15 protein-coding genes and 1 other RNA gene are annotated in these 16868 nt (G+C 42.5%); 2 read left to right on the forward strand and 14 right to left on the reverse strand.

The window, feature by feature from the left end:
- Positions 1-177 precede the first annotated feature (177 nt).
- The 4 genes from IEW67_RS05685 to IEW67_RS05700 form a co-directional block, all read right to left on the reverse strand.
- Positions 178-807 carry a PspA/IM30 family protein gene (locus tag IEW67_RS05685; RefSeq protein WP_188632116.1) on the reverse strand — a complete coding sequence of 210 codons (630 nt, stop codon included), beginning with the start codon at positions 805-807 and terminating at the stop codon, positions 178-180.
- A 21-nt stretch (positions 808-828) separates the two neighbouring features.
- Positions 829-1179, reverse strand: a complete 351-nt coding sequence (locus IEW67_RS05690) for a lmo0954 family membrane protein (RefSeq protein ID WP_188632100.1) — start codon at positions 1177-1179, stop codon at positions 829-831.
- Between the two features lie 384 nt (positions 1180-1563).
- Positions 1564-2571, reverse strand: a complete 1008-nt coding sequence (locus IEW67_RS05695; RefSeq protein WP_188632101.1) for an LLM class flavin-dependent oxidoreductase — start codon at positions 2569-2571, stop codon at positions 1564-1566.
- 16 nt (positions 2572-2587) lie between these two features.
- A complete protein-coding gene (locus IEW67_RS05700) occupies positions 2588-3172 on the reverse strand; it encodes a DUF1836 domain-containing protein (protein ID WP_188632102.1) in 585 nt (194 codons plus the stop codon).
- 139 nt (positions 3173-3311) lie between these two features.
- Here IEW67_RS05700 and trhA point away from each other — a divergent pair, with 139 nt between their 5' ends.
- Positions 3312-3959: a PAQR family membrane homeostasis protein TrhA gene (gene trhA / locus IEW67_RS05705; RefSeq protein WP_188632103.1), complete on the forward strand. Its 648-nt coding sequence runs from the start codon at positions 3312-3314 to the stop codon at positions 3957-3959.
- A gap of 99 nt (positions 3960-4058) precedes the next feature.
- Here the strand turns inward: trhA and IEW67_RS05710 are convergent, their stop codons facing one another.
- From IEW67_RS05710 to IEW67_RS05725, 4 genes are all read right to left on the reverse strand, one after another.
- A complete protein-coding gene (locus IEW67_RS05710; protein ID WP_188632104.1) occupies positions 4059-5114 on the reverse strand; it encodes a M42 family metallopeptidase in 1056 nt (351 codons plus the stop codon).
- Positions 5115-5130: 16 nt separating this feature from the next.
- Positions 5131-5526, reverse strand: a complete 396-nt coding sequence (locus tag IEW67_RS05715; RefSeq protein ID WP_188632105.1) for an HI0074 family nucleotidyltransferase substrate-binding subunit — start codon at positions 5524-5526, stop codon at positions 5131-5133.
- Positions 5481-5825: a nucleotidyltransferase family protein gene (locus IEW67_RS05720; protein WP_188632106.1), complete on the reverse strand. Its 345-nt coding sequence runs from the start codon at positions 5823-5825 to the stop codon at positions 5481-5483. Before IEW67_RS05720 ends, IEW67_RS05715 begins: the two co-directional genes overlap by 46 nt.
- Before the next feature lie 71 nt (positions 5826-5896).
- Positions 5897-8227 (reverse strand): Eco57I restriction-modification methylase domain-containing protein, encoded by a 2331-nt coding sequence (locus IEW67_RS05725; protein WP_188632107.1) that lies wholly within the window; start codon positions 8225-8227, stop codon positions 5897-5899.
- Between the two features lie 347 nt (positions 8228-8574).
- Between IEW67_RS05725 and IEW67_RS05730 the strand changes: the two genes are divergently transcribed.
- Positions 8575-9390 carry a ZIP family metal transporter gene (locus IEW67_RS05730; RefSeq protein ID WP_188632108.1) on the forward strand — a complete coding sequence of 272 codons (816 nt, stop codon included), beginning with the start codon at positions 8575-8577 and terminating at the stop codon, positions 9388-9390.
- Between the two features lie 632 nt (positions 9391-10022).
- Here IEW67_RS05730 and ssrA read toward each other — a convergent pair.
- The 6 genes from ssrA to IEW67_RS05760 all read right to left on the reverse strand — a co-directional run bounded on the left by ssrA (position 10023) and on the right by IEW67_RS05760 (position 16485).
- Positions 10023-10388, reverse strand: a transfer-messenger RNA (tmRNA) gene (gene ssrA / locus IEW67_RS05735).
- 115 nt (positions 10389-10503) lie between these two features.
- A complete protein-coding gene (locus tag IEW67_RS05740; RefSeq protein WP_188632109.1) occupies positions 10504-13224 on the reverse strand; it encodes an MBL fold metallo-hydrolase in 2721 nt (906 codons plus the stop codon).
- Positions 13225-13257: 33 nt separating this feature from the next.
- Entirely contained in the window at positions 13258-13725 is a 468-nt protein-coding gene (gene smpB, locus IEW67_RS05745) for an SsrA-binding protein SmpB (protein ID WP_188632110.1), read from the reverse strand.
- A gap of 209 nt (positions 13726-13934) precedes the next feature.
- Positions 13935-14852, reverse strand: a complete 918-nt coding sequence (locus IEW67_RS05750; protein ID WP_373288493.1) for a metal ABC transporter substrate-binding protein — start codon at positions 14850-14852, stop codon at positions 13935-13937.
- Between the two features lie 38 nt (positions 14853-14890).
- Complete coding sequence (locus IEW67_RS05755; protein ID WP_188632112.1) at positions 14891-15745, reverse strand: metal ABC transporter permease; 855 nt, start codon at positions 15743-15745, stop codon at positions 14891-14893.
- Positions 15742-16485 carry a metal ABC transporter ATP-binding protein gene (locus IEW67_RS05760; RefSeq protein WP_188632113.1) on the reverse strand — a complete coding sequence of 248 codons (744 nt, stop codon included), beginning with the start codon at positions 16483-16485 and terminating at the stop codon, positions 15742-15744. The genes IEW67_RS05755 and IEW67_RS05760 overlap by 4 nt, the downstream gene beginning before the upstream one ends.
- Positions 16486-16868: the final 383 nt, after the last annotated feature.

Raw genomic sequence — 16868 nt, forward strand, 5'->3', positions numbered from 1 at the left:
ACGGTCAGTAAACCGCCCAATTACGGCGGTCAACTGACCTTAAGTCCCTGATTGGTTCAACTAACATTCAGTGGGGAAGGACACCCCACTGAATGAAGTTTCACTTTATGTAGGGTAGACGCAGAATGACTGCGCCTGTTCAAGTATATCATGTTTCCAATGCAACTGTAACAAGTCCTAATTTGTCTGTTCCTGTAATTCTTTTTCAAGTTTGGCCATTTTGCTGTCGAATGTGCTGCGATAGTAAGAGCTGTTCACTTTATACTCCAGGCTCTCAATGTACTGCTCCAGTTCTTCAAAACGGGAAAAGAGCTTATCTGACGTCCCTTCAACAACCTGACTAATTTGTTGGTTGGCATGAGCCACATTCTCACGTCCCATTAGTTCCATCCGGCGGAGATGCATATCTTTCAACTTGTGTTTCATTTCTTCATATTTTTGTTCCAGAGTTTCCAACTGCTGGACAGCTTCTGCGCGGGAGGTTTTCATCCGGTCTGCCCGTGCTTGATATTCTTCATGTTCTTTAACGGCGAATGTGTGCATCTCTTCTTCACCGGCTTTCTCTGCAATACCAGCCTGTTTCAATCGCTTATCGGCCATATCCTGTGCTTTCTGATATTCCCTAGCAAACTCATCTCTCAGCTTGTATTGACGCTCAACAAGCTTCCTTACTTTTTCTTTTTCCTGTTCACTCTGACGCAAGTATTGATTAAGTGATGCAATCGGATTATGTTGTTCTTTTTGATCCAGCATATTATGAAGATCTGCTGAAATAGAATCTTTAATCCGTGTCCATATGTTCGACATCATTTATACACTCCTTTAATATTAACGATTGATTTCCGCCCACTGCCGCTCAAAATTTCGAAATGGGTCGTTAGCTTCCTCCACCGACTCAGCAGATACATCATCACGTCTCCAACTTTTATAAATCAGGTACATTGCGTATGCTGCCGCAACACCAATAACAGCATATATGTTGGATAATCCTATTCCAACCACAATCAAACCGGCTATTATCCAGCCAATTTTCCCCGCTGTGGAATCGCTTTTGAGAAACTGTTTGAAAATAACATATAGTAGCCATATGCTAAGTCCCAGTAATATCATCGGTCCGAGGTTTGCCAGTAAAATAAAAAATGCCAACAAGCCTCCCACAAACAGCAAAAATTTCTTCATGCTTCCTACCTCCTTTCTTATATTTAATCATACCGGGTATATCGCTTCATGGTAATGATCCCGCGCCATATTTTCATCTAAGCCTTAAGACGTAGAACAATGCCGCCTAGCTCGGGCTTACGTTTTCAAGAAGCAAATAGCGTAACGAGGATCCACCAAAGCAGGTTATCTGAACAGAACGGAGCCTCAATTCCACTATATGGATACAAACCGCCCTATTCAGTACTGTAATGGATCTGATCTTCCCTTCTCCTAATCGTGTAAAACAAGGGAAAATTATGGGGGCAGCGGTTTTAAAAATTATATACTTTCTGATACGACAAAAAAGAGGACCCCTGCCATTCAGCCGGATGCCCTCAAAAACATGTTTATAACGTCTTAATATCAATAGCTTTTGGTGAACATTTCTTTTGCGATTAACTCATACGATTTTTTTCGTGCTTCGTAATGATGTGTAATCGTGACGATCATCCATTCATCCACATCAAATAATGCCTGCAAGCGCTCAAGTTGCTGTTTAACCTCCTGTGGATTGCCGATAATCTGTTTATCCATCATATTCCGCAATCGTTCTTTTTCTTCATCCGAGTATGAATAATTTTTAGCCTCCGCAACCGAGGGTACCTTGCCATCACCTTCTCCTTTGTCACGCTTGATGGTCCATAAATGACTGCTCATGGCAAGATCGCGCGCTGCCTCAGTTGTTTCCGCGCAAATAACCGATACCGCGGCAAATTTTTCCGGCGTTTTATCCGGGTGTAGTTCTGCAAATTTATCCACATACGTTTGAATGATTGAAGGCCCGTCCTGGTCGCTCATGAAGTAGCCGAACGTATATGGCAATGCTTTTTCAGCAGCGGCAATCGCACTCTTCTCACTTGTTCCCAGCATCCATGGTTGTGGTGAAAACTCGGGAATCGGAGTTGGTCTGATCTTAGCGTACATATCGTCTTCCGCAAAATCATACTGCAAAAATCGTAATAATTCATCAAGTTTTTCCGGCATAAGTCTGACGTTTTCCAAAAAGTTCCCCGAAAGTGCCATTGATGCTTCGGCAGACCCGCCGGGCGCCCGTCCAAGACCTAAATCAACTCGTCCAGGGTATAATGTTGCCAACAAATTATAGGTCTCAGCCACCCTGAAAGGTTTATAGTGAGGTAAGAGGACAGCACCGGCACCGATCCGGATCTTCTCTGTTTGCGCTCCGATGATGCCAAGCATGACATCGGGGTTGGGACACGCAAGCCCGGCAAAATCATGATGCTCGGCAATCCAATACCGCGTATAACCCAATTCATCGCCCAGCCTGGCTAGATCAACAGATGCATTTAATGCTTCTCTCGATGTTTTACCTGTCGAAATGGGTGACTGATCTAAAATGCTGAGTTCCATTCAATCATGCCTTCTTTCAAAAAGAGTTCTGGTTAGTGCTGATGTCATCCACCATTTTTTCAGCAGCCCTGCGATAATAGTTGCTCATATTCGTAAATAATGCAATCAGCAGCAATTGTTCCAGATAGTCTTCATCCTGATCATCCAGTTTTTGAATCGATTCTATCAGTTCATCAGATTGACTGTTGAGATCCGCTTTGAATTTTTCCGCACTGTTTTCAACCATCTGAAGATAGCAGTCATAGAACGCCTGCAAATCAAATGCGGCATCGTCCGTCACTTTTTCATTCAATCTTCCCAATGTCGTCTTGACATCACTAATGGATAACGCACCCTTCATCTGATAAATCATACTGATAAGAATCAGATGATCTTTTGTATATTTTTTATTTTCGATGGGAAAAAATAATTTCCCTTTGGCATAATTATTAATCATTGTTTTGGTCAGAACTTTTTCATCGTCATTGCGTTTTGTTTCAGCAAACTGACGTTCAAACAGTTGTATGACCTGATCCATATACAAGTTTATATCCGGAATGTCTTGCAGAGACAGATGACTGTTTAAATGCAGACTTTCAGCTAATTCTTCCATAGGTTTCATAATAAAACTCCATTTGTGTTGATTATTGTTTCATTATACTGCAGAATTTTATTGACGTAAATTATTGACTACTTAATAAAATGCGCATATTATGGTTATATAGTTTTTAAAACCACTTATGATTGTGAAGGTGTTTTACATGAGCTTTTCCATCCGCGAACCCATAAACAGTCTGACACACTTGTTCGGGGCGATTTTGTCGCTTGCCGGACTCGTTGCACTTGTGATCAAAGCTACAGCCACGGCAGATTCCGCGCTGGCGATTATGGCAGTGATTATGTTCGGAATCAGCATGATCTTACTTTACAGTGCTTCAGCGACATACCATATGGTCATTGCGAAAGATCATATCATTGCATTTTTGCGGCGGGTTGATCACTCGATGATTTTTGTGTTGATTGCCGGAACATATACGCCACTATGTTTGATTAGCCTGGAAGGTATGACTGGGTGGGTACTGTTTTCAGTCGTAAACAGTCTGGCATTAATAGGTGTTATTTTTAAGTTGGTCTGGTTTCATGCACCCAGATGGCTCTCTACAGCACTGTATGTTGCCATGGGATGGATCGTCATTTTTTTCAGCTCTGCTCTTTTTCCGGTCATTGGCGGTGACGGCATGCTAATGCTCTTAATCGGTGGGATGTTTTACACAATCGGAGCTATTATTTACTGGCTGAAACCTGAGTTCCTTTCATTTAAACATTTGGGTTTCCACGAAATTTTTCATGTTTTTATTTTGTTCGGAAGTCTGTTTCATTTCATCTGCATATACGGCTACGTGCTTTAAAGACACCTTCCCAGTCTTCCCAGTCTTCTTTGGGTGTTATATAACGCAGAATCTTTAAAAGAAGCGTGCGGTTGCTTCCGTGCAACTGCACGCTTCTTTTTAATAACTGACCATATCCGAAAGCACATAATGATACAGCAACGCTTCCGTATTTTCCAGTGACGCTTCATGTGTGCGCTCATAAGCGTGAGATGAATCGATTCCCGGTCCGACAAGCCCATGCACAATATCATTGCCGGCCCTGATAGCTGCTGATGCGTCAGAACCGTAATATGGATAAATATCCAATTGATAACCGATTTTATTCGATTTTGCCAGTTCAGTAAGGTTTTGACGCAGTCCGTAATGATACGGGCCACTTGCATCTTTTACGCAGATGGACACTGTATATTCATCGGTGGACTGGCCATCCCCCATCGCGCCCATATCCACGGCCAAATATTCAACGGTTTCCGGTGTGATATTGGAATTGCCGCCGTAACCAATCTCCTCGTTATTGGAAATAAGAAAATGCGTTGTATAGGGCAGCTGTTTGTTTTCGTCTTTCAGCCTTTTTATGAGCTGCAGCAAAATACCGACACTTGCCTTATCATCTAAATGGCGTGATTTGATGAAGCCATTATCAGTCAATTGGACACGCGGATCAAACGAAACAAAATCACCCACTTCAATCCCCAATTCATGAACATCCTCAGCATTATGAACGTTTGCATCAATCCGGACCTCTATGTTTTCCTGATTCCGTTTTGCATCTCCGGCGTCTTTATAAACGTGCACAGACGTTTGATGCATCAATATTGTGCCGGTAACAACGTGTCCGTCAGCTGTATGTATATCACAGTACTCGCCTTCAATGGCATTAAACTTGAAACCGCCGATTAAATCAAGACGAAGACGCCCATTGCTTTTAACCTCCTTGACCATGGCACCAAGTGTGTCAACATGGGCAGTCAGCATGCGGTGTTCATTTTCATTCTTCCCTGGCAGTGTCGCAATCAGCCCGCCTTTATTGTTGCGTTTTGTTTCAACCTGTAATTCTTTCAGCTGCCGTTCAACAAATTGGATCACTTTTTCTGTGCAGCCGGACGGGCTCGGGATCGAAACAATCTCTTTAATCAGTTCTTTCGTTTCCATGACATTTGGGTATGCAACCATAATCATGACTCCTCTCTTACCTTATTTTTCTTTCTAAACGAGCAATCCAGTCGCACAACAGACTATAATATTTTGGAAGCTTTGCGTAAATTTCCATTGCCAGTGCTTCATTATACGTATGTACGGTCAGATTTCGGTCGTCAGTCATCTGCAACGAGAGGATGGTTTCGTCCTCGGAAAAAACACCAACTTCCCGAAATGAGCGTATAACTCCTTTAGGCGAGCCAATATCCAGGCCTTCAACATCAAATAAAAATTGTCTGCCGGTTTTCCAGCAGGCTTCAAAACTGAATTCAAATCGTTGAATAGCAGCATCACGTTCAATAGCGGAAGGATTGTCATTTACAACCACTTCACGAAAAGCAATTAATGCCCGGTTCGCGTTTCCCAATCGCTCCTGCAATCTTTCCATAGAACCCCCTCTTCTTCTACTTTTTTTACCAATTCATGACTGGCGTTCTCCAGATTCACCACATCCACATGATACGGCAGCGTTGATTCTTCTATGCGTTCCCGGAGATCGACCACCATTGTAACAGGTATTTCTTCGTTGGATTGTAATGCAATATCAATATCAGATGTTCTTTTTTCTTCGCATCTTGCCCATGATCCAAACAGGTAAACATTTACAGGAACATCCTGAAGTGATTGCAGAACGATATGTTTCAGCGTTGTTAGCGTCTGCTCTCTTGTCTTATTTTCTGAAGCCACAGCAATCACTCCTTCTAAGTATATATATTATATCATAATCACGTTTGTTTGATATCATTATGACACTTGACTCACTCAAGACATTCATCCCAATATGCATCAATCATCCGGACATCTTCATCGTTCAGACCAAACGCGGCCGCTGCATACTTATCAAGCTGCTCATTTAAACATTTTTCTTTTTGTATGATCATGTCCGTTGGCTGCATTACCTCACCTTTTTGCCGCTGGACTTGGTGCATTCCGGCGACCGTTTTCGACATTAGTTTCATGTATGTTTCTGACACAACAGGAATTGGAAACATTTTGAGATCTTTCACTTTAAATTGCGGGAACATTTTACGTTGGAACTTATCAAATTTATGAATGAACCAAAATGTTGTAATTTTTGAGTTGATCATACCCAGTAAAAACAACGGGTCTTTTTGGAAATCAATAATGTTATTGGAATTGCGGTCATTCAATATTTCCGCTTCCGTATAAGCGGCATGGATAGCATACGTCAATTTAGAGGGAATCTGCCTGACCAGAATTCTTGGTTTCGTGAAAATCTCTTCATTCCGTCTCGCGGCCAGGTTCGGTCCATATTTAAGCCAGCTGCCGCCCCACTCAATCGAATAGCGACAGACATCCCGTCCCTCCACATACCTCCAATACGTATCGTCAACCTGAAAATCACTGTGATACACCCGATTTTCTTTCATCTCTTTCGTTTGCTCAGGATTCCCTCTGCCGACTTCATATGCAACTAACCCTGATTTAACCGTTGCAACCGAACCTAAACTGTGACTACCGGCTTCAATCTTATGCATGATGTCGTGAGCTCGTTTATTTTTCATCAGCGATATATTGATAATGCTTTGTTCATCCAGCAATGTTTCCGGCTCCACCTCAGCTATAACTTCAACATTTTCATGATTAAATTCGCCCAGTTTGACCGTCGTTGGTTTGGCTTTCTGAAATATAAGCAAACATGTGTTAACATCTGCCTGATCAAACATGCGGTTATGACTATTGATGATTTTCAGATTGCCGGTATTCTCGAGAAGGAATCGCCGTATTTTTTTGCATGAATCGATGGTCAGCAAGTTATTCGGGATGATGAAGCCGAGCCAGCCGCCTGCTTTCAGTAAATGATAAGACCGCTCAATGAACAATAAATATGTATTAATTTGATAGTCTGCCAAACTGTAGCGTCTGTTAAAATAATTTTTTTCCGCCTGTGTAAAGCCCTCATCCCGAGCAAACACATAAGGAGGGTTGCCGATGATGATATCAAAACCGCCTTCACGCATTATTTTCGGAAATGATTGGTTCCAGTCAAATGCCTGATCAGAAATATCAGGATGATCAATTATGGCATTGCCTGTTTTCAAATTGTCTTGAAACATCGGCCATTTTTGCTGTTGCGCCATTGACTTGAACGATAAGATTAGTTTGGCCAACTCAAGACTTTCGGCATTCAATTCAACACCAAACAGATTGTCAGTGATCATATGATTATTGGCAAATTCCATTCCGACCGGTTCTTCAAAAGCTTTAACCCATTCATTTATTAGCATATCATAAGCCATGCTTAAAAAGGCTCCGGAGCCGGCAGACGGATCAAGGATTCTAATCGACTGTAAATACTCCCGGAATACCTGATCAGATTCATTAATCTTATTAGTGTGATCTTCCGGGAAGCCCACAGCCAATTCCTGTTTCCTGTCATCCACCCATTTCAGTAAGGTTTCCTGCAGCAGCACTCTGGTCACGTCCGGCGATGTATAAAATATACCATCTTTCTTGCGCTTACTCTGCAGTAGATCATTATTTATTCCTGTCATATTTGCTTTAAATACTTCCATATCATTAATCGATTGTTCAAAAATACGGCCAAGTACATTGATATCCAGGTCAGTCGCAAAATCATAACGAATTAACTTCTTAAATAAAGGAAAGACAGCATTCTGTACAGTCATCTGATTTAGAACAGGATCCTCTTCCAACAACGCGCTATCGATATGATGAATATCCTTTTCAGCATGTTCTTGCTTAATTGTCCGAATTAATTCTTTCAGCTGCTCCCAAGTATCTGTATATCTTGGATCAAGCGCATGCTCCTTTTCCTGTAAACTTTGCCGGAATACCCTGTTCGGCAGTAAACCAAAATCCTCACAAAAACAGATAAATATAACCCAGTCAAGGATTTTTGTTGTTTTTTTGAATAGAACACATTCAGTCAGTTCGTTATTCAATTGCTGTAAATTCTCGAATAATTTTTTTCGTATACTCTGATATTCCCTGTAAAAACCGTTGAACATCTTATCCCTGTTTGGCTTGCCATTATTTTTTACTTTACCGTTTGTGCTATTGCTTATATGAAATGAATCAGTTTTAATCCGGTTAAATCTATACATGAACGACACCTGCTTTGAAAATTACAATCCAGCTGTTATTGTAGCACAATCACTATATTATGTGTTTGGCCTGTCTATTTTAAACACGCACTATAAGAAAAACTTCGGCACTCACAAGACAAATGCCGAGTTTTTCTAAGCACAAGATCTAACTGTTAGGATTAGCACTAAACAATTGACACTAAGCTGAATCAGCTGTATTATAAACCAGTAACCAGTTAAAGTTTACCTTGGTAAACATTTAGTTGTGGGTAAAACAAATATGGGATATTCAATCAATTTTTCATTTTTTATACATACTCTAACCATAATGATTTAATAATAATAAACGAGAGGATGCATAATCTATGATCGATTATTTTATGACCCTTGATCCAATCTTGCAAGCTGCAATTGCTACTATTTTCACGTGGGGAATGACCGCATTAGGCGCAGCACTTGTTTTTACTACGAAAGGGGTTAACCAGCGTTTTATGGACGGGATGCTGGGGTTTGCCGGTGGTGTAATGATTGCTGCAAGCTTTTGGTCACTGCTTTCACCAGCATTGGAAAAGGCAGAAGGAGGACCTGTACCGGTATGGCTTCCCGCCGCTATTGGCTTTTTACTAGGCGGTATTTTCCTGTGGGGTTCTGATAAATTACTCCCGCATCTTCACCCGGGGTTAAACATGGATCAGGCTGAAGGGATCAACCCGGAAAGAAAAAGACGGAGCACGCTGCTCGTTTTAGCCATAACACTGCACAACATCCCCGAAGGACTTGCAGTAGGTGTTGCTTTCGGCGCGATTGCTGCTGATTTACCGGCAGCATCCCTTGGTGGTGCGATTGCCCTGGCTGTCGGCATTGGAATTCAGAACTTTCCCGAGGGGCTTGCTGTTTCAATGCCACTCCGGCGCGAAGGAATGGCGCGAAAGAAGAGCTTCTTTTATGGACAGATGTCCGGCATAGTTGAACCGATAGCCGGCATTATTGGAGCATTAGCAGTTACCGTCATGCAGCCGCTTCTACCATATGCACTCAGCTTTGCAGCGGGGGCAATGATTTTCGTTGTAGCTGAAGAAGTGATCCCTGGCTCACAGGAAAACGGCAATAAAGATTTAGCCTCTATGAGTGTTATGGTTGGATTCACCATTATGATGATACTCGATGTTGCATTGGGATAACAAAGATAAGACATTCGTCGGCAAAATCCCCTGCTGATCATACCCGTGATCAGCAGGGGATTTCAGTAGTAAATAAAGAAAAACCGGGCAAAGTACGGCTCGGTTCTTTTCTTTCCTTCCATAACTAGAGAAGGTCCGATAATTTATATTCCTGTCCATGCACGCCTTTATAATACGCTGAATACATTGCTCCTCCACATGTTTCACAGCTGCATCTTATCTCGGGAACGCCCCCGCGTTTCCAAGAAGCAAATAGCGGAATGAGAATCCGCCAAAGTTGGATTATCCATACCGAACGGATCCTCATTCCGCTAAATGGACAAAAATCACCCTATTTAGTGTTGTAATGAATCCTCATTCCGCTATTCGTGTGAAAACAGGGCAAAACCAGGGTGAAATAGGACAATAACGGAATGAGGATCCGCTAACGTGTTTGAAAAGCTTTAATTGGAGCAAATAACGGAATGAGGATCCGCCGAAGTTGGATTATCCATACCGAACGGATCCTCATTCCTCTAAGAGAAGGGGGAGATATGGAGACATGGTTAATTTCCATTATGGCATTGGTCATATCTGTATATACATTGAATTTGATAAAAAATAACACATAAAAAAACCACCAACATATGTATTGGTGGAGACGGTGGGAATCGAACCCACGTCCAGAGATATCGTCACTCAGACATCTACACGCATAGTTGACATATTATCATTCGCTTACCCTTCAGCCTGCCAACAGGCTTACAGGCAGCTAGTCTGATTGTATTCTGCCGTCATCCTCAGACGGTGGATGGCGGAATAGCCCGCTTCATTTGAGACCCTTCAATCTGCCACACGGGCGATAGCAGGAAGGATCGCTTTAGGCAGTGCTTAGGCAGCTGCTAAAGCTGGTGAATTGTTTTCTTCGCCAGTTATATTTAGGCAATAACGTTTTACGAGCCGTAACCTCGACGCGCAGTCTGAGCTCAATCTATCCCTGTCGAATCCGTAACGTCCCCATGTAAGGGGTGGAGAATACGCCCGGATAGACGAGCACTATTCATTTATTTATTCTCACGATGATTCTTATTATAACAAATATGCAGTATAAGTCAAGGTTCAGTAACATTTCAACTACCGTGCTAACATATAACCTGTTTGCCGCTTGATTTCTGAACAAACGGCTGTGAAAGCATCATCTGCTGGTTCGTGGGCTACTTTAATCGAGACTTCTGCTTTATCCATGTGAACGGATGGATTTCCTTTCATTCCCCAGGCTTGTGGCACCTGCTCTCGTGTTATGCGAATGATTTCATTTTGTTTTGGTTGCTTAGCGTATTGAACGGTCATGCCTGTTTCATCACTCAAATTCCGCAGCATGTCTTGATAGCGCACGGCAACCTCAGGCGAGATAAAATGCAAAACCATGAGCGGTTGCCCGTTCGCCTGTTTCATACTCGTTTTGTAAATTTTTACATTATAATTCCGGGCATATTGTTTGGCTACCTCAATTGCCTGATTATTTTCCATCGGCTCTTGACCCGGTTCTGCCTCAAATCGTTCAGCTTTATCATCCTGTCCATCTGCCGCACCAGGTTCTTCCGCAAACCGCAAATCAAATCCGGTCATTTTCTTGAAGTGGTCTGTAACAGTCTGCCCGTTTTCCGGTTTCGCTTCCTTGGTTACAACCAGTGATTCATTGATATGGACAGATGGCATATCGACACTTTTTTCCAGTAACTCCGCAAGCAATGGCTGAAACGCCTCGTGCCGGACTGAATCAGAAATGGCAATTTCCCATCCTGTCCGGTTTTTAATCACTTGGGTCACGTATTTACGTTCAGAATCCGAAATACTGTCCGGAAAATCAAATGACAGCAGGATATGTTCGCTTTGTGTACCATTGTTTTGAATACCACAGCGTAGAAAGCGTGGATTATCTGCAAAATACGACCGGACAAAATCCATGGCGTGATTGGGGTTCATTTTAATTGCCTGAATGGGTAAATCCAGATTGCTTAACCGGAAACGCAAATCTTTATCCAGCTTGTAGCCGATTCTGCCTTCCCGGTCCATATGACGATGGTCATCCGGGATACTTTGCAATGCCAGCGCAACCGCAAATTGCCGTGCTTCATCGTTTATCTGCAGCCGTTCGAAAATTTCTTGCAACGATAAGGTGTAATCCGGAATCAAATCCCAATTTATGTCGTTCAGATACGGTCTGCTAAACGTTAAGACATTTTCTGCCATCTGTGCAAATGCATCGATCGACAAGCCCCATGGACCGAGTGTTTCAGCAACGCGTCCTGCTTCGACTTTATCCGCCTTTCCTTTGGCTGTTTCACAAAAAAGCGTCGCTATTTTCGGATGTACATTTTGGCACAATCCGAATTTATAAGCTTGTTTTCCTTCCTTTTTATACAGCAGAACTGATCCAATGTGCTTTCGGAGCCGTTCCTGTTCCCGATTTCGTTTATACTTTTTTCCGGCAACCCCTTTACCATCTTTCCGTTTTTCAAATGGATAGCTTTCCCCGTTTTCCACCAATAGTGGATGGAAGCGCGGGTGGATTTTATCACGCATCGATGTCCTGGCATCCTCATCACCGTGTACCAGCAGCGTGTAGGTTGGGTCAAGCGCCTCAATGAACCGGGTCATTTCGCTGGCATCCGCATGGGCGGACAACCCGAATTTATCGACACGACACGTTACCTGATAAGTGGTGCCATCAATATTCAGCGTGTCTTCCTGTCCTTCCGCAAGCGCGAGCAGTTTTTTGCCCGGACTCTCCTCATCCTGGTAGCCGGTGAGATAAACGGCATTCTTTTTATCAGTGACAAGATGTTTGGCATACCACGCACTTGCCCCGCCTGTCAGCATACCGGATGAAGCGATAATACAGGATGGTTTTCCATTGACGACCGCTTTTCGGTCATTCGGACCGACCGCGGTGCATCGTCCTTCCGTCAAAAAAGCATCCCCATTATTCCGAATGCGGTGTGCAACGGGGCCCTTTAAATAATGAGGGTAATTCCGGTAAATCCTGCTGACAGGGGTTACCAATCCATCAACATAAATGGGGAATGTTGGAATCAACCCTTTTTCCATATAATCCTGAAGAATCAAAAGTACTTCCTGTGCACGTCCAAGTGCAAAGGCGGGCACAAGAGCAAAGCCGCCGTTTTCAACTGTTTCGGCAACATTTTCCGCTAAACGCTTTTCTTCTGTGTTGCGGTCTGTATGCATGCGATTGCCATAGGTTGATTCCATCACGACAACATCCGGGTGGAGATCTTCCGGAACTTTTGCGCCGGGGATCGTTCGTCCGCCACGGAACGACAAATCCCCTGTAACCAGGATGCTCTCCCCATGGCCTTCAATCGAAAACATGACAGCGCCAACAATGTGCCCGGCACGATACGCCGTGATTTTAACCGTTCCTATCTCCAAAACACCTTTTGCCGGAAACACACGGATATGCTGCAGCAGCGCATTCATTTGTTCTTCGGTATACGGCATCAGTGATTGGGTCAGCTGGCTTTGTTCGCTCAAAATTTTATACGAATCTTTCATCATCAACTGCATTAAATCAGCTGTGGGTGCTGTCGAATAAACCGGAACATCCGGGTATAAAGCATGCACAACCGGCAATGCTCCAATATGATCCGCATGCGCATGGGTTACAATAACAGCGTCCGGCCTTCCCAACTCATCAAGCATGCCCAGCATCGGCAATCGATCTTCACCTTGCATCCGCATCCCCGCATCGATGATAATACTCGTCTCTTCCAATTGTATATGTACACAGGAAGCACCAATTTCGCTGCCCCCACCTAATATCGTTACGCGCAAAAAGAAACCCCTCTCTATAATATCACTCGGAAATTATTGCATGCTCTCCTTCACGGCGCGATCGGCATCACGCTTCATTTGTTTTCGCTTCAGGTCCTCACGTTTATCATATTTCTTTTTCCCTTTACCAACACCAATCAGAACTTTGGCAACACCGTTTTTGATATACACTTTCAACGGTACAAGGGAATAACCCTTTTGCTGAATGAGACCGACCAATTTATCAATCTCTTTCCGGTGCATAAGCAACTTCCGCGAACGGGTCGGATCGTGATTGAAACGGTTCCCTTGTTCATATGGTGCTATATGCATATTAACCAGCTGCATTTCACCACGATGGTCGATTCTTGCATGCGAATCCTTTAAATTAATACGGCCGGCACGAATTGACTTAATCTCTGTTCCCCGCAAAACCAGTCCGGCTTCATACGTCTCTTCTATAAAAAAATCATGCCTGGCTTTTTTATTCTGTGCTATTATCTTTCCATTTCCCTTTGGCATACGAGGTTTCCTCCTACTACTTCCGTGCACTTATTTTAACAGAAAATCCCCCTTGTGCCAATTATCAATGGACTTAATCGGTTTAGCGTTTCCCATAACAGTTACCTTGTTAGAGCGTTTCTGCCTTTTGCGCAAAAAACGTGCCTGAAGTTATTTACCACAGGCACGTTAGTTATTCAATGGATTTCTTCAAAACATAACCGGATGTCTTAGTTTGTCAGACCTTCAGAAATCTTATTAATATTCCATTCCAGCATTTCAATATACGTATCGCCTTCTTCACCGGGCTTTGCCAATGAATCAGTGAAAATTTCTGCAGCAATCGGTATCCCTGTTTCATCTGATACAGTTTCCATACTACGCGGGTCAACACTTGTTTCTACAAACAATGCCGGCACATTGTTGTTTTCTATCAAATCGACAACTGACTTAATTTGGTCAGGCGTTCCTTCATTCTCATCATTAATTTCCCAAATGTAGGCTGCCTCAAAATCATATGCTGCAGAAAAATACTTAAACGCGCCTTCACTTGTCACTAAATAGCGCTTATCTTCAGGAATATCCGCTACTTTCTGCTTGATTTTTTCATCCAACTTTTCAAGTTTTTCTATATAAGCATCAGCATTTTCCTGATATGCTTGCTTGTTTTCAGGATCAATTTTAATTAAAGCATCCCGTGCATTTTTTGCATAGGTGATACCATTTTGAACATCCAGCCATGCGTGCGGATCTTTGTCACCTTTATGACCACCGGACTCAAGCAATTTTGCCTCCACCCCTTCACTGATACGGAATACCGGATCTTTCTTGCCGTTTTTGCCTGCCGTCTGAATCATTTTCCTAAACCATGAATTACCTGCTTCCAAGTTCAACCCATTATAAAAAACGGCATCAGCATCTGTCACTGCCTGAACATCCGCAGGCAGTGGATCATATTGATGAGGGTCAGATCCAATTGGTGCAAGACTTTCTACCTCAGCCTGTTCGCCGGCTACATTTTGCACGATATCATAAACGACTGAATAAGTTGTGACAATCTGCAGATTTTTTTCTTTAGTCGCAGTACCATCAGTTTCACTCTCTCCTGAGCAGCCAGCCAAAATGGCAAATGAAAATAATAGAGTCATAAATAGAATTTTCTTCACAGATTCTCCTCCTCGACTTTTTAATAAGATAGCCGTTTCCGGCGTGAACGCAACGCTTTCCACAACACCCCATGTTTTGGTGAAACAATGAATGTAATACCAAATAAGAGCGTTGCAACCAGCACAATCGTCGCACCTGATGCAAGATTCGCTTTATAACTAATGTATAATCCAACTACAGATGCAATCACGCCAAAACCGGATGCTAAAAATATCATCGTTGAAAGCCGATTTGTGAGTAAATAAGCTGTAGCAGCCGGCGTTATCAGCATTGCCACGACTAAGATTATCCCCACTGTCTGCAGCGATGCGACAGTTACCATCGTCAGCAATGTCATAAGGAAGTAGTGAATAACATTATTTGGTAAACCGTATGCTTTTGCCATCGTCGGATCAAACGAGGTGACCAGCAGTTCTTTGTAAAAAACATATACACTGACCAGCACAATTACTCCTATAATCATCGTCATCCACATATCAGACGGACGAACGGCAAGAACGTTTCCAAATAAAATGTGGTATAGATCTGTGCTGCTTTTTAACAGCGTAATCAGAATAATCCCCAGTGCAAATGCCGTTGTAAACATGATACCGATAGATGAATCGTTTTTAATCCGGCTATTTTGGCCGATATATCCAATACCGATTGCAGTCAAAATTCCCGTTGTAACTGCTCCAAAGAAAAAATTGATGCCGAGAAAATATGAAATGGCCACCCCTGGCAGAACTGCATGTGAAATCGCATCACCCATTAATGCCATGCCGCGCAGCACAATAAAACTTCCAATCACGCCGCATATAATACCAACTACAATAGATGTGACCATCGCTTTTTGTAAAAAATCATAATGCATCACAGCTTCCAAAAAATTCATGATTCCACCGCCAACTCTTTCAAGAATGACAACTGGCCTTCATAAGCTTTCGCAATGGTTTCGGGTTGCATAACATCTTCCGCCTCTCCAAAGTCCATTAATGCCTGATTCAATAAAATGACCTTCTGAAAATATTCCTTTGCTTTACTTAAATCATGGTGAACCACCAGTATGGTTTTTCCATTTGCGCTTAATTCTTTTAAAATAGCCATAATCGTCTCTTCACTGCCGATATCAATCCCGACAAACGGTTCATCCAAAAAGAATACTTCCGCTTGTTGTGCCAGCGCTCTTGCCAAAAATACGCGCTGCTGCTGCCCACCGGATAATTCACCAATCTGACGGTTTTTCAAATCTGCCATCCCCACTTTACCCAGCGCATGCACTGCTATTTCTTTATCTGCTTTTTTTGGCTTTCTGGCTATTTTTAACGCTGGGTATCGACCGATTAAAACCGCATCTAATACAGAGATGGGGAAATCCCAATCAATATCGCTTCGCTGCGGTACATAAGCGATTTTTTTTCTAATTTCATGAATGCTTTTGCCCATTACTCTGATGTGCCCTTTATCTTTTGGTATCAGACCTAAAATAGATTTTAATAATGTTGATTTGCCTGCACCATTGGGACCTATAACACCGACGATATTACCGGATTCGATCGAGAATGAGATATCCCGAATCGCTGTTTCACCATGGTATGAAACACTCAGTTGATCCACAACAATTGACTCACTCATTCCAATACCTTCTTTCTGAAACAAATATAATTTACGAAGCCCGCTTTTTATTTCCTTTGTGTTAATTATTAGCATATATAAAATTTAATTAAACGTCAACAATAAAGTTTGCCTTATGCAAAAAATATTTGATTTACTATATGTATATAATGCTATTTTGTTCTGTTCAATCAACAAAATCCCCGCTTAAACCTTAAGCGGGGATTAACTTCTTACAGATTTTGAATTAGAATGAACCTCTTGAAGATCCAATTACATTAAGAAAAACCGGGCAAAGTGCGGCCCGGTCCTTTTCTTCCTAACTTCGTTAGAGGATATCCGATAATTTGTATTCCTGTCCATGCATACCTTTATAATACTCCGGATACATCTCTCCTCCGCAC

This window comes from Lentibacillus kapialis (genome assembly GCF_014646635.1).
GTDB lineage: Bacteria > Bacillota > Bacilli > Bacillales > Amphibacillaceae > Lentibacillus > Lentibacillus kapialis.

Excerpts from the sequence above, each read along its gene's own strand:
- IEW67_RS05730 (WP_188632108.1), top strand. The coding sequence starts at position 8,575 with ATGATCGATTATTTTATGACCCTTGATCCAATCTTGCAAGCTGCAATT.
- trhA (WP_188632103.1), top strand. The coding sequence starts at position 3,312 with ATGAGCTTTTCCATCCGCGAACCCATAAACAGTCTGACACACTTGTTC.
- IEW67_RS05755 (WP_188632112.1), bottom strand. The coding sequence starts at position 15,745 with ATGAATTTTTTGGAAGCTGTGATGCATTATGATTTTTTACAAAAAGCG.
- IEW67_RS05750 (WP_373288493.1), bottom strand. The coding sequence starts at position 14,852 with ATGACTCTATTATTTTCATTTGCCATTTTGGCTGGCTGCTCAGGAGAG.
- IEW67_RS05725 (WP_188632107.1), bottom strand. The coding sequence starts at position 8,227 with ATGTATAGATTTAACCGGATTAAAACTGATTCATTTCATATAAGCAAT.
- IEW67_RS05690 (WP_188632100.1), bottom strand. The coding sequence starts at position 1,179 with ATGAAGAAATTTTTGCTGTTTGTGGGAGGCTTGTTGGCATTTTTTATT.
- smpB (WP_188632110.1), bottom strand. The coding sequence starts at position 13,725 with ATGCCAAAGGGAAATGGAAAGATAATAGCACAGAATAAAAAAGCCAGG.
- IEW67_RS05710 (WP_188632104.1), bottom strand. The coding sequence starts at position 5,114 with ATGGTTGCATACCCAAATGTCATGGAAACGAAAGAACTGATTAAAGAG.
- IEW67_RS05700 (WP_188632102.1), bottom strand. The coding sequence starts at position 3,172 with ATGAAACCTATGGAAGAATTAGCTGAAAGTCTGCATTTAAACAGTCAT.
- IEW67_RS05685 (WP_188632116.1), bottom strand. The coding sequence starts at position 807 with ATGTCGAACATATGGACACGGATTAAAGATTCTATTTCAGCAGATCTT.
- IEW67_RS05695 (WP_188632101.1), bottom strand. The coding sequence starts at position 2,571 with ATGGAACTCAGCATTTTAGATCAGTCACCCATTTCGACAGGTAAAACA.
- IEW67_RS05760 (WP_188632113.1), bottom strand. The coding sequence starts at position 16,485 with ATGAGTGAGTCAATTGTTGTGGATCAACTGAGTGTTTCATACCATGGT.
- IEW67_RS05715 (WP_188632105.1), bottom strand. The coding sequence starts at position 5,526 with ATGGAAAGATTGCAGGAGCGATTGGGAAACGCGAACCGGGCATTAATT.